The organism is Pseudomonas entomophila (genome assembly GCF_013523165.1).
Taxonomy (GTDB): domain Bacteria; phylum Pseudomonadota; class Gammaproteobacteria; order Pseudomonadales; family Pseudomonadaceae; genus Aquipseudomonas; species Aquipseudomonas entomophila_A.
Map to the genome: position 1 here is coordinate 1 of NZ_JAAMQI010000026.1, position 13,337 is coordinate 13,337.

General features: G+C 68.3%; 10 protein-coding genes. 7 read left to right on the forward strand and 3 right to left on the reverse strand.

Annotated elements, in window-relative coordinates:
* Positions 1 to 218: 218 nt before the first annotated feature.
* Positions 219 to 1,172: a glutathione synthase gene (gene gshB, locus G7Z99_RS17140; RefSeq protein ID WP_181095875.1), complete on the reverse strand. Its 954-nt coding sequence runs from the start codon at positions 1,170 to 1,172 to the stop codon at positions 219 to 221.
* A gap of 307 nt (positions 1,173 to 1,479) precedes the next feature.
* Between gshB and G7Z99_RS17145 the strand changes: the two genes are divergently transcribed.
* From G7Z99_RS17145 to trhA, 7 genes are read left to right on the forward strand one after another with little or no spacing between them, the layout of a single operon-like run.
* Positions 1,480 to 1,884, forward strand: coding sequence for a response regulator (locus G7Z99_RS17145; protein ID WP_060395214.1), 405 nt, complete (start codon positions 1,480 to 1,482; stop codon positions 1,882 to 1,884).
* Between the two features lie 44 nt (positions 1,885 to 1,928).
* Positions 1,929 to 2,294, forward strand: a complete 366-nt coding sequence (gene pilH, locus G7Z99_RS17150) for a twitching motility response regulator PilH (protein ID WP_181095884.1) — start codon at positions 1,929 to 1,931, stop codon at positions 2,292 to 2,294.
* The gene (locus tag G7Z99_RS17155) at positions 2,291 to 2,845 is read left to right on the forward strand and encodes a chemotaxis protein CheW (protein ID WP_181095886.1); all 555 of its coding nucleotides are present in this window, start codon (positions 2,291 to 2,293) and stop codon (positions 2,843 to 2,845) included. Before pilH ends, G7Z99_RS17155 begins: the two co-directional genes overlap by 4 nt.
* A 14-nt stretch (positions 2,846 to 2,859) precedes the next feature.
* A complete protein-coding gene (locus G7Z99_RS17160; protein WP_181095888.1) occupies positions 2,860 to 4,920 on the forward strand; it encodes a methyl-accepting chemotaxis protein in 2,061 nt (686 codons plus the stop codon).
* The gene (locus tag G7Z99_RS17165) at positions 4,917 to 9,878 is read left to right on the forward strand and encodes a hybrid sensor histidine kinase/response regulator (protein ID WP_181095890.1); all 4,962 of its coding nucleotides are present in this window, start codon (positions 4,917 to 4,919) and stop codon (positions 9,876 to 9,878) included. Before G7Z99_RS17160 ends, G7Z99_RS17165 begins: the two co-directional genes overlap by 4 nt.
* Complete coding sequence (locus tag G7Z99_RS17170; protein WP_181095892.1) at positions 9,871 to 10,329, forward strand: chemotaxis protein CheW; 459 nt, start codon at positions 9,871 to 9,873, stop codon at positions 10,327 to 10,329. Before G7Z99_RS17165 ends, G7Z99_RS17170 begins: the two co-directional genes overlap by 8 nt.
* 59 nt (positions 10,330 to 10,388) lie before the next feature.
* Entirely contained in the window at positions 10,389 to 11,006 is a 618-nt protein-coding gene (gene trhA / locus G7Z99_RS17175) for a PAQR family membrane homeostasis protein TrhA (protein WP_181095894.1), read from the forward strand.
* Positions 11,007 to 11,030: 24 nt separating this feature from the next.
* Here trhA and G7Z99_RS17180 read toward each other — a convergent pair whose 3' ends face one another.
* Both G7Z99_RS17180 and G7Z99_RS17185 read right to left on the reverse strand, forming a co-directional pair.
* The gene (locus tag G7Z99_RS17180) at positions 11,031 to 11,750 is read right to left on the reverse strand and encodes a 16S rRNA (uracil(1498)-N(3))-methyltransferase (RefSeq protein WP_181095895.1); all 720 of its coding nucleotides are present in this window, start codon (positions 11,748 to 11,750) and stop codon (positions 11,031 to 11,033) included.
* Between the two features lie 73 nt (positions 11,751 to 11,823).
* Positions 11,824 to 13,230: an adenosylmethionine--8-amino-7-oxononanoate transaminase gene (locus tag G7Z99_RS17185; RefSeq protein ID WP_181095897.1), complete on the reverse strand. Its 1,407-nt coding sequence runs from the start codon at positions 13,228 to 13,230 to the stop codon at positions 11,824 to 11,826.
* Positions 13,231 to 13,337 lie beyond the last annotated feature (107 nt).

Genomic DNA, 13,337 nt, shown 5'->3' on the forward strand with positions numbered 1-13,337 from the left:
CAGGCCCAGGTGCGCCAGGGCCGCCAGGACCAGGGTGAGGCCCAGCCGTCCGCTCGGGCGTCGGCGCGCTGGGCGCAGGGTATCGGGAGTGTCGGCAGGCAACGTCATGGGGCATCCAGCGAACCGCAAAAGCCGGCGGCGGCACCAGGGCAGGCACGCCGGTCAGGAAAGAAGACCGGCATGATACCGCACTCTGTCAGCGCACCTGGCGTCGGTGATCAACGCGCCTTGAGCTGGCGCTCGATGGTGTCCATCAGGCGGGCACCGATCTGGGTGTCCTGCGCGGCGTCGATCTCGCGGATGCAGGTCGGGCTGGTGACGTTGATCTCGGTGAGGTAGTCGCCGATCACGTCCAGGCCGACGAACCACAGGCCTTTCTCGCGCAGCGTCGGGCCGACCTGAGCGGCGATCCAGCGGTCGCGCTCGGTCAGCTCGCGCACCTCGCCTCGGCCACCGGCTGCCAGGTTGCCGCGGGTCTCGCCCTTGGCCGGGATGCGCGCCAGGCAGTAGGGCACCGGTTCGCCATCGATCATCAGGATGCGCTTGTCGCCATCGACGATCTGCGGCAGGTAGGCCTGGGCCATGATCTGCTGCTGGCCGTGCTGGGTCAGGGTCTCGAGGATCACCGACAGGTTCGGGTCGCCCGGTCGGTGACGGAACACCGAAGCACCGCCCATGCCGTCCAGCGGCTTGAGGATGACGTCGCCATGGGTGCTGGCGAATTCACGCAGGATGTCGGCGCGGCGGCTGACCACGGTCGGCGCCATGCACTGGGCGAAACGAGTGGCGAACAGCTTCTCGTTGCAGTCGCGCAGGCTCTGCGGGCGGTTGACCACCAGCACGCCTTCGGCTTCGGCCTGCTCGAGCAGGTAGGTGCTGTAGACGAACTCCATGTCGAAGGGTGGATCCTTGCGCATCAGGACCACGTCCAGCTCGGCCAGCGCACTGTCCTGCTCCTCGCCCAGCTCGAACCAGCGTGCCGGGTCGGCGAAGACCGTCAGCGGACGCATCTGCGCCCGCGCCTGGCCAGCGCCCAGGTACAGGTCGCGCTGCTCCATGTAGAACAGCGACCAGCCGCGCGCCTGGGCGGCCAGCAGCATGGCCAGCGAGCTGTCCTTCTTGTACGAGATGCCCGCAATGGGGTCCATGACAATCCCGAGGCGAACGCTCATGGGGGAATTCCTCTTGGCGGCAAGGCCGCGGTGATTCGATTGAAAGTCGCTCAGGGTGGCGCCGAGTGCACGGCGGGTCAAGGGGGGAGGGAAGCGCGCCACGGGGTAAGTGGCAGGCAGCCAGTGATCACGCTGTGAGTGCCAGCGCCCGGGAACCGAAGAAAACGGTGCTGACGGAGGTCTTGCTCCACGAAGCGGGCTCGTTCAGCACTGCCATTTCCGTTGACTCCCTTGCCCCAACCGCGCACGCTCCCTACTTGCACAGCGTGCAGCCCAGCCCACCCCCGCGACACCCGAGGTCCGCGCAATGGAACACCCGCTCAAGGTGATGGTGATCGACGATTCCAGCACCATCCGTCGTACTGCCCAGATCCTGCTGGGCGAAGCCGGCTGTGACGTGGTCACCGCCAGCGATGGGTTCGAGGCCTTGGCCAAGATCGTCGAACAGGCGCCCGACGTCATCTTCGTCGACGTGCTGATGCCGCGCCTGGACGGCTATCAGACCTGTGCGGTGATCAAGCACAACAGCACCTTCAAGGACACGCCGGTGATCCTGCTGTCTTCCCGCGACGGGCTGTTCGACAAGGCGCGAGGCAAGGTGGTCGGTGCCGACCGGTTCCTGACCAAGCCGTTCAGCCGGGACGAATTGCTCGATGCGATCAAGGCCCACGTGCCGGGTTTCGTCGCCGGTCAGGAACGACATGCCTGCTGATGTCGCATAAGATGGCGGTATCGATTTCTCCCAGGGGACACAGCATGGCTCGAGTTCTGATCGTCGACGATTCACCGACGGAAATGTACAAGCTGACCGCGATGCTCGAGCGTCACGGTCACCAGGTGCTCAAGGCCGACAACGGCGCCGATGGCGTGGCCCTGGCGCGTCAGGAGAAGCCCGACGCCGTGCTGATGGACATCGTCATGCCCGGCATGAACGGCTTCCAGGCGACCCGGCAGTTGAGCAAGGACGCCGAGACCAAGGCCATTCCGGTGATCATGGTCACCACCAAGGATCAGGAGACCGACAAGGTCTGGAGCCAGCGACAGGGCGCGCGCAGCTACCTGATCAAGCCGATCGAGGAGCACGACCTGGTCCAGGTGCTCGAAGGCGTGTTGCCACGTTGATCTCGCGCCAGCCCCATGCGGCGCCCACGGCGTTCGAACTGCTGCTGGAGATCGACCGGCGCTGCCGCCTGGTGGCCGCCGAGCAGCCGTTCCAGGCCAGCCGCGCCGAACAGTGGAGCGGGATCGGCTTTCGCATCGCCGGGCAGTGGTTCGTCGCGCCCATGGGCGAGATCGCCGAAGTGCTCGACGAGCCCCGCAGCAGCCGTGTCCCGGGCGTACAGCCCTGGGTGCGCGGCATCGCCAACCTGCGCGGCCGGCTGTTGCCGGTGATGGACCTGAACCGCTTCCTCGGCCTGGGGCACGTCACGCCCGGCAAGCAGCGCCGTGTGCTGGTCCTGGACCACGAGACGGTGTTCGCCGGGCTGCTGGTCGATGAGGTGCTGGGGCTTCAGCATTTCCCCGTGCACGCGCTGCAGACCGCCGTGCCGCAGCCGCTGCTGCGCGCCGCCGTGCCCTATGTTCGCGGCCATTTCGTGGCCCAACGCACCTGGGCCGTGTTCAGCCCGCATGCCCTGGCCCAGGCGCCCGGCTTTCTCGACGTGGCGCTGTAGAGGACCTTTCCACCGTGAGCACACCCACCACTCCCGCCATTTCCCCGCGTCCGCGCAGCAGCGTGCAGATCACCGTGCTGTTCGTGGTGCTGATCCTATCGATCGTCCTGTTGTTCGCCAACTTCACGCACCTCAACACCCAGTCGGCCTACGACAAGCAGTACATCGGCCATGCCGGCGAGCTGCGCGTGCTGTCCCAGCGCATCGCCAAGAACGCCACCGAAGCCGCCGCCGGCAAGGCCCTGGCCTTCAAGCTGCTGAGCGATGCACGCAACGACTTCGAGCGCCGCTGGAGCTACCTGAAGACCGGCGACAAGACCACCGGCCTGCCGGCCGCACCGCGCGAGGTCCACGACGAGATGCGCGCCGTGCAACGCGACTGGGAGACCCTGCGCGGCTACACCGACACCATCCTGGCCAGCGAGCAGACCGTGCTGTCGCTGCACCAGGTCGCGGCGACCCTGGCCGAAACCGTCCCGCAACTGCAGGTCGAGTACGAAAAGGTGGTCGAGATCCTGCTGCAAAGCGGCGCGCCGGCCAGCCAGGTGGCAGTCGCGCAGCGGCAGCTGTTGCTGGCCGAGCGCATCCTCGGCTCGGTCAATACCGTGCTGGCGGGCGACGATACCGCTGCGCGGGCCGCCGACGCCTTCGGGCGCGATGCCAGCCGCTTTGGCCAGGTGCTGGATGGCATGCTCAACGGCGATGCGTCGATCCAGGTGACGCGGGTCGAGGACGCCGACGCACGTGCGCGACTGGGCGAGATCGCCGAGCTGTTCCAGTTCGTCGCCGGCTCGGTCGACGAGATCCTCGAGACCTCGCCCGGGCTGTTCCACGTGCGCGAGGCGGCCGGCAACATCTTCAGCCTGTCGCAGACCCTGCTCGACGAGGCCTCGCACCTGGCCAACGGCTTCGAGCACCTGGTGGCCAGCCGGACCTTGGACACGCTGGGTGGGTACGCGCTCGGGCTGCTGGCGCTGACGTCGATCCTGCTGATCGCCTCGATCATGGTGCGAACCACACGGCGCCAGCTGCGCGACACGGCGCAGAAGAACGAACGCAACCAGCAGGCGATCATGCGCCTGCTGGACGAGATCGAAGAACTGGCCGATGGCGACCTGACCGTGACCGTGTCGGTCACCGAGGACTTCACCGGGGCGATCGCCGACTCGATCAACTATTCGGTCGATCAGTTGCGTGACCTGGTCCTGACCATCAACCAGAGCGCCGAGCAGGTGGCCAGCGCCGTGCAGGAAACGCACACGACCGCGCGGCAGCTGGCCAAGGCCTCGGAGCACCAGGCCGAACAGATCAGCGAGGCCTCCCTGGCGGTGGGCGACATGGTCGAGTCGATCGACCAGGTCTCTGCCCATGCCTACGAGTCGGCCAAGGTGGCAGAGCGTTCGGTGGCCATCGCCAACAAGGGCAACGAGGTGGTGCACAACACCATCGAAGGCATGGACAACATCCGCGAGCAGATCCAGGACACCGCGCGGCGCATCAAGCGCCTGGGCGAGTCGTCCCAGGAGATCGGCGACATCGTCAGCCTGATCGACGACATCGCCGACCAGACCAACATCCTGGCCCTGAACGCGGCGATCCAGGCTTCGCTCGCCGGGGAGGCCGGACGCGGGTTCGCGGTGGTCGCCGACGAGGTGCAGCGGTTGGCCGAACGGTCTTCGTCGGCGACCCGGCAGATCGAAGCGCTGGTCCGCGCCATCCAGGCCGACACCAACGAGGCGGTGATCTCCATGGAGCAGACCACCGCCGAGGTGGTTCGCGGAGCACGCCTGGCCCAGGATGCCGGCGTGGCCCTGGCCGAGATCGAAGGCGTGTCGCAGACCCTGGCCGAGCTGATCCACAGCATTTCCGACGCGGCGCAGTTGCAGACCTCCTCGGCCGGGCAGATCTCCCACACCATGGCGATCATCCAGCAGATCACCGCCCAGACCTCGGCCGGCTCCGGCGCGACCGCCGACAGCATCCGTCACCTGGCGCGCATGGCCAGCCAGATGCGCCGCTCGGTGTCCGGCTTCACGTTGCCGGCACCGACGCCTGCGCCCGGGTCCGAGCGATGATCGCCCCTGCCCAAGGGGCGCCCGCGCCGCGCGAAGCCCATGACGCGGTCGCGCTGGTGTGGACGCGCGATGCCATCGGCGCCTGCCTGGCGCAGGCCCGCCAGGCGCTCGAACGGTTCGCCACTGCACCCCACGAGGCCGGTGCGCTGGATGAGCTGCTCGGCAACGTGCACCAGGTGCACGGTTGCCTGCACATGCTCGAGCTGCGCGGTGCGGCGCACCTGGCGCTGGAGATCGAGGCGCTGGCCCAGGCCCTGGCCACGGGGCGGGTCGGCCCGCGCGGCGACGTGCTTGGCGCGCTGTTCAAGGCACTCGAGCACCTGCCCATCTACCTGGAGCGCCTGCGCAGCGCGCGGCGCGACCTGCCGCTGGTGATCGTGCCGCTGATCAACCAGCTGCGCGCGTGCCGCGGCGCCGAAGCCTTGGCCCCAGGCAGCCTGTTCGAGGGCGAGCTGGCCGGGCAGCGCCTGGCCGGGGCCGATGATCTGGCCAACCTGGACCTGTCGCTCGGCGCCTGGCGCGAGCGTTTGCAGACCGGCCAGGGCCACGATGCCCTGCGTTCGGTGGTCGAGGCCCTGTGTGGCGATTTGCTGCGGATCAAGGAACGCCTCGACGCCTCGGTACGTGAGGACGACCAGGCCGAAGCGCTGGAGGGGCTGCTCGCGCCCTTGCGTCAGGTCGCCGACACGCTGGCGGTGCTGGGCTTCCAGCAGCCGAGGCGGGTGATCATCGACCAGGTGCTGGCCTTGCAGGGGCTGATCCAGCGCGACCTGAACGACGACACCGTGTTGATGGATGTCGCTGGCGCGCTGCTGTACGTGGAGACCAGCCTGCATGGCATGCTCGGCACGCTCGAAGAGACCGGCCAGCTGTCGCTTCCCGGAAGCGACCTGGCACAGATCCGCCAGCAGGTGCTGAGTGAAGCCCTGGTCAACCTGGTGCAGGTTAGAGAAGCGCTCGCCGACGGTCTCGACGACGCGCCCGCGGACGCGCACAGCCGGCCGTCCTCGGCCTGGTTGCGCCAGGTTCAGGGCGCCTTGCGCATGCTAATGCTGCCTGAGCTGGCCCAGGTGGTGGAGGGCTGCGCCGCCTACCTCGATGGCCCGTGGCGCCAGGCCGAGCCTGTGCCGTCCGCCGAGTCCCTGGCAGCGTTCGCCGAAGCCTTGAGCGCCGCCGAGTGCAGCCTGCAATGGCGCATCGCCGACCCCCAGGCCGACATCGGCGCCTTCATCGCCCAGGCCCGCAGGCGTCTCGGCGAACTGGGCCTGGGGCCGGACGCGCCGGTTACCGAGCCTGAGTCGACCGAGCGCAGCCTCGACGATGCGCTGCGCGCCGTGTTTCTCGAGGAGGCCCAGGCGTTGCTGCCGGCGCTGGAGCGCCACTGGTTGCGCTGGTGCTCCGAGGCGCATCCGCAGGCCGCGCTGATCGAAGTGCGCCGCCTGCTGCATACGCTCAAGGGCAGCGGCCGCATGGTGCAGGCCCAGGCCATCGCCGAACTGGCCTGGGGTGCCGAGCACCTGCTCAACCGCGCCCTGGAAGGGGGCGCTTCCCTGAACGGCGAAGCGCAGACGGCCCTGCAGCAGGCGTTGGCCACCTTGCCCGACCTGCTGGCCGAGTGTGCTCAGGCAGGGTCGCCCCCGCGCGTGGCGTGGTCCGACCTGGCCGAGCATCTGCATGCCTTGGCACTGGCCCCGGCGCAGGCGCCGCTCACGGACGAGTCTTTCGATCCACGGCTGTTGGACATCTTCGTCCAGGAAGCCCGCGGGCACGTGAGCGTGCTCGACGACTTCCTGGCCACGGCCGAGCCGACCGGCGCGTCGGTCACCGATGCCCTGCAACGCGCGCTGCACACGCTCAAGGGCAGCGCCGCGATGGCCGGTGTACTGCCGCTCGCCGAACTGGCCACCGCGCTCGACCGCCTGGTGCGCGAGTACAAGGCCCATCAATTGCCCGTGATGCAGGACGAGCTGACGCTACTGGCGGAGGCGCATAGCCTGTTGATCCACGCCCTGGACACGCTGCCGGCCGACGCTGCGACCGCCCTTCCCGGTGGCGGTGCGCTGATCGAGCGGCTCGGCGCCTGCGTGGATGCGCGTCTGCTGACGGTGCAGGCGCATGAGGGCCATGCCCAGCGCCCGCGTCGCGACCCGCAGGTGATCGCCGGTTTTCTCGCCCAGGGCATGGACATCCTGCTGGACGCCGAGTCCTTGCTCTCGCGCTGGCAGGAGCAGCCCGCCGTGCGCCAGTCCCTGGACACCCTGCTCGATGAGCTGACGGCCTTCGGCCAGGCTGCGCACCAGGCCGAGCTGTGGCAGGTGGACGAGGTCTGCGAGGCCGTCCTCGACCTGTACGGCGCCGTCGAGGAAGGCAGCCTGATGGCCGATGCCACCTTCTTCGAGCACGCGCAGCAGGCGCACGAGACGCTGATCGACATGCTCGACGAGCTTGCCGCCGGCCAGGACGTCACGGCCCGGCCCGCGTGCGTGGCGACCCTGCGCACGCTGCTGGAAAACGCCCTGGACCCGACGGCGACCGGGCTGCTCAGCCCCGAGCACGGCGTGGTCGACCTGAGTCAGGCACCGACGACGCTGTCGCTCGACGACGATCGACAGCCGCCTCGTCAGGCCGAGCGACCCTCGGGCCTGGACAATCGACCCTCGGCGGGCGCCGACCCGCACTGGCGGGGCGACAACGAGCTGCTCGACGTGTTTCTCGAAGAAAGCGCCGACATCGTCGAGAGCGTCAGTGCATCGCTGTCGCGTTGGCAGGCCGATGCGCGCAACACGGTCGAGGTCGAGAACCTGCTGCGCGACCTGCACACCCTCAAGGGCGGCGCGCGCATGGTGCAGATCAGCGCCATCGGCGACCTGGCCCACGAGCTGGAGTTTCTCTACGAGTGGTTGGCCGCCGGGCAGTTGCCGCCCAGCCCGGCGTTGTCCAGCCTGCTGCAGACCTGCCACGACCGGCTGGCGCACATGCTCGATGCGGTACGCCTTGGCCAACCCCTGCACGCGGCCACGGCCCTGATCGACCACATTCGCAACTTCAGCAGCGCCGCGCTGAACGACAACGCCGCGCGCCGTGTGCCAGCGCCGCTGGCCGTGCCTGACGCACCTGCCGCCGTCCCCGAGCGCGCGGTCGGGGACACGGTGAAGGTGACCGCCGAGCTGCTCGACGATCTGGGCAACCTGGCCAGCGAGCACGCCATCGTGCGCGGTCGCGTCGAGCAGCAGATCAACGACGCCCAGGTCGCCCTGAGCGAAATGGAAACCACCCTCGAGCGCATGCGTGACCAGTTGCTCAGGCTCGACAGCGAGACCCAGGGGCCGCTTGGCCGTCTGGCGACCCAGAGCGATGCCTACGAGGACTTCGACCCTCTGGAAATGGACCGCCACTCGCACCTGCAGCAGCTGTCGCGGGCGCTGTTCGAGGCGTCCTCGGACCTGCTCGACCTCAAGGAGACCCTGAGCCAGAAGGCCCAGACGGCCCAGGGCCTGCTGCTCCAGCAGGCGCGGGTCAACGGCCAGTTGCAGGAAGGCCTGATGAGCACCCGCATGGTGCCCTTCGAGCGGCTGGTGCCGCGCCTGCAGCGGGTGGTGCGCCAGGTCGCCAGCGAGTTGGGCAAGCAGGTCGAACTGCTGGTGGAGAATGCCGAGGGCGAACTCGACCGCAGCATCCTGGAACGCATGGTCGCCCCCCTCGAGCACATGCTGCGCAATGCCGTGGACCATGGCCTGGAAAGCCGCGAGGCCCGTCTGGCGGCGGGCAAGCCGGCCCAGGGCAGCATCTGGCTGAACCTGCTGCACGAAGGCGCCGACATCGTCATCGAGATGAGCGACGACGGCGCCGGGGTGCCCCTCGACGCCGTGCGCCGCAAGGCGATCAAGCGCGGCCTGCTCGATCCGCAGGCGCGCCTGAGCGACCACGAGATCCTGCAGTTCATCCTGCGGCCGGGGTTCTCCACGGCCGAGCGGATCACCCAGATCTCCGGTCGCGGGCTGGGCATGGACGTGGTCCACGAGGAGGTCAAGCAGCTGGGCGGCTCGATGAGCATCGCGTCCAGCCCGGGCAAGGGTGCCACCTTCTCCATCCGCCTGCCGTTCGCCGTGTCACTGAACCGGGCCCTGATGGTCAACCTGGACGACGAGCAGTACGCCATCCCCCTGGACACCCTCGAAGGGATCGTGCGAGTGCCGCCGGGCGAACTCGAAGCCTGCTACCAGCGTCAGCCGCCGTCCTACGCCTATGCCGGCCAGCACTACCAGCTGCGCTACCTGGGCGATGTGCTGCAAGGCAATCCACTGCCGCGCCTGATCGGGCAGAGCGTGCCGGTGCCGGTGCTGCTGGTCCACTCGGCCGACCAGGCCTTCGCCATCCAGGTCGACAGCCTGTCGCCCAGCCGCGAGATCGTCACCAAGAGCCTGGGTCCGCAGTTCGCTGCGGTACCGGGGCTGTCGGGCGCCACCTTGCTGGGTGATGGTCGCGTGGTGCTGATTCTCGACCTGCTGGGGCAATTGCAGGGGCAGCAGCGACGCCGTGCGCGCCTGCCCGATACCCAGGCGCCGGCCTTTGGCGAGGCCACGCGGCCACCACTGATTCTGGTGGTCGACGATTCGGTGACCGTGCGCAAGGTCACCACCCGCCTGCTGGAGCGCCATGGCATGCAGGTGCTGACGGCCAAGGACGGCATCGATGCCATGACGGTCCTGGAAGAGCGGCGCCCGGACCTGGTCCTGCTGGACATCGAGATGCCGCGCATGGACGGCTTCGAGGTGGCCACGCGCATCCGCCGCGACCCACGCCTGCACGATCTGCCGATCATCATGATCACCTCGCGCACCGGGCAGAAGCACCGCGAGCGCGCCATGGCCATCGGCGTCAACGAGTACCTGGGCAAGCCTTATCAAGAATCGGTGCTGCTGCAGAGCATCGCGCAGTGGAGTGCACCGCATGCTTGAACATGCCGCCGGACAACGCAGCAGCCTGACCGGGTTGCTGTTGCCACTGGCCGACCGTCACCTGGTGCTGCCCAACGTGGCGGTCGCCGAGTTGCTGGGGCAGCGGGGCGACCTGCTCGAGCGAGGTCAGGCCGAGTGGCACCTGGGGTGGCTGACCTGGCGCCAGCAGCGCCTGCCGCTGATCGGCTTCGAGGCAGCCTGCGGAGGTGTCACGCCGATCGGCGCGTGGACCAAGGTGGTGGTGCTCAACGCCTTGGGCGACACCGGCCTGCACCACCTGGCGATCCTGTTGCAGGGCTTGCCGCGCTCTTGCCGGCTGGACAGTCAGCTCAACTACGTCGACGTGCCTCTGGCGCCGCTCGAGCTGGCGGCCGTCCAGGTCGGGGACGTGGTCGCGCGGGTGCCGGATCTGCCGACCCTGGAACGGCGGGTCGTCGACGCCGGGTTCTGACCATTGAGGCGGCGGGCGTCGCGACGGAACCTGATGCAGCCCCAAGGGTCAGTTCTGGCATGTATTACGGTGAACGTTTCAATGCCTGGACGCACCTGGTCGGTGCCCTGCTGGCGTGCCTGGGGGCCGTCTGGCTGATCGTGAGCGCTGGCTTGCAGGGCGACCCCTGGAAGGTCGTCAGCGTCTCCATCTACGGCGCCACGCTGCTGCTGCTCTACAGCGTGTCGACCCTCTACCACAGCACACGCGGGCGCACGAAGGTGATCCTGCGCAAGCTCGATCACCTGTCGATCTACCTGCTGATCGCCGGCAGCTATACGCCGTTCTGCCTGGTCAGCCTGCGCGGGCCATGGGGCTGGAGCCTGTTCGGCGTGGTCTGGGGGCTGGCGCTGATCGGCATGGTGCAGGAGATCAAGCCGCGCTCGGAAGCGCGGGTGCTGTCGATCGTCATCTACGCGTTGATGGGCTGGATCGTGCTGGTGGCGGTCAAGCCGCTGCTCGCCACGTTGGGCGGGGCCGGTTTCGCCTGGCTCGCCGGGGGTGGCGCGTTCTACACCATCGGCATCCTGTTCTTCGCCTACGACAGGCGTTTTCGCCACTGGCACGGGATCTGGCACCTGTTCGTCATCGTCGGCAGCCTCATGCACTTCGTGGCGATACTCGGGTTCGTGCTGTAGGCCGCTGCCCAGGTCCGCCTGGGTTCAGAAATCGCCCCAAAGCTGTTGCGCCACCGCCAGCGCCACCACCGGCGCGGTCTCGGTGCGCAGGACCCGTGGCCCCAGGCGCGCGGCGTGGAACCCCTTGCCCTTGGCCTGCTCGACCTCGGCCTCGCTCAAGCCCCCCTCCGGCCCGATCAGAAAGGCCAGCCGGGCAGGGCGCTCATGCGTGGTCAAAGGCTCGGCGACCGGGTGCAGGACCAGCTTGAGGTCGGCGTCGGTGCTGGCGATCCACTCGGCCAGGGGCATCGGCGGATGGATCACCGGCAGCGTCGAGCGGCCGCACTGTTCGCAGGCGCTGATCGCCACCTGGCGCCAATGGGCCATGCGCTTGTCGGCCCGCTCATCCTTGAGGCGCACTTCGCAGCGTTCGCTGACGATCGGCGTGATCTCCTGGGCGCCCAGCTCGGTGGCTTTCTGGATCGCCCAGTCCATGCGCTCGCCCCGTGACAGCCCTTGGCCCAGGTGAATGCGCAGCGGCGACTCGGGCTGGCCCGGCAGGGCCTGCTCCAGCGTCACGCGCACGCTTTTCTTGCCCACCTCCAGCACCTGGCCACGAAACTCCTGGCCGCTGCCGTCGAACAGCTGTACGGCGGCACCGGCTGCCAGGCGCAGCACGCGGCCGATGTAGTGCGCCTGGGCTTCGGGCAGGTCATGCTCGCCAAGGCTCAGGGCAGCATCGATGAAGAAACGGGACACTCTCATGAAGGGGCTCTGCTCACAGGGTTGAAGGGCCCGAAGGCCCGATGGATCGTCGGTGGGGCGCGCAGGTGACGCCTCAGCCTGGGTCGCGAAAATCGGGGTGGAAGCCCTCCGACACGCTCACGCTGACCCGCTCGCGAGTGGCCAGGTCGATCCCCTCGGTGGCGACTTCGGCCAGAAAATCGATCTGCTCCGGCGTGATCACGTAAGGCGGCAGGAAATAGACCACGCTGCCCAGCGGGCGCAGCAGGGCGCCACGGCTCAGAGCGTGCTCGAAGACCTTCAGGCCGCGTCGCTCCTGCCAGGGGTAGGCCACCTTGCCGGCCTTGTCCCGGACCATTTCGATGGCCAGGGCCATGCCGGTCTGGCGTACCTCGGCGACGTGCGGGTGATCGACCAGGTGCGCGGTGGCGCTGGCCATGCGCGTGGCCAGCGCCTTGTTGGCGTCGATCACCTGGTCCTGCTCGAAGATGTCCAGGGTCGCCAGCGCCGCCGCGCAGGCCAGGGGGTTGCCGGTGTAGCTGTGCGAGTGCAGGAAGGCGCGCAGCGTCGGGTAGTCGTCGTAGAAGGCCTGGTAGACGTCGTCGGTGGTCAGGCAGGCGGCCAGCGGCAGGTAGCCGCCGGTCAGGGCCTTGGACAGGCACAGGAAGTCCGGGCGGATCCCGGCCTGTTCGCAGGCGAACATCGTCCCGGTACGACCGAAGCCGACGGCGATCTCGTCGTGGATCAGGTGCACGCCGTAACGGTCGCAGGCTTCGCGCAGCAGGCGCAGGTAGACCGGGTGGTACATGCGCATGCCACCGGCACCCTGGATCAACGGCTCGACGATCACGGCGGCGACGCTGGCATGGTGCTCGGCCAGGGTCTGTTCCATGACGGCGAACAGGTTGCGCGAGTGCTCCTCCCAGCTCATGCCCTCGGGGCGCAGGTAGCAGTCCGGGCTGGGCACCTTGATCGTGTCGAGCAGCAGGGCCTTGTAGGTCTCGGTGAACAGCGGCACGTCGCCCACCGACATGGCGGCGATGGTCTCGCCGTGGTAGCTGTTGCTCAGGGTGACGAAGCGCTTCTTGTCCGGCTGGCCGCGGTTGAGCCAGTAGTGGAAGCTCATCTTCAGCGCCACCTCGATGCACGAGGAGCCGTTGTCGGCATAGAAGACCCGGTCCAGGCCCGTCGGGGTCAGCGCCACCAGACGTTCGGACAACTCGATCACCGGCTGGTGGCTGAAGCCGGCCAGGATGACGTGCTCGAGCTGGTCGACCTGGTCCTTGATGCGCTGGTTGATGCGCGGATTGGCATGCCCGAAGACGTTGACCCACCAGGAGCTCACGGCGTCCAGGTAGCGCTTGCCTTCGAAGTCCTCCAGCCACACACCTTCGCCGCGCTTGATCGGGATCAGCGGCAGGCGCTCGTGGTCTTTCATCTGCGTGCAGGGGTGCCACAGGACCTCGAGGTCGCGTTGCATCCACTGTTGATTGAGGCCCATGGTCGTTCTCCTGGCAGGTGGCGCGGACATGCGCGGCAAGCCTATGCAATGCGCCGCGCCAGAACAACCCACAATCGCCTCGCAATCGGATGTGCCGTGCTGGCAGG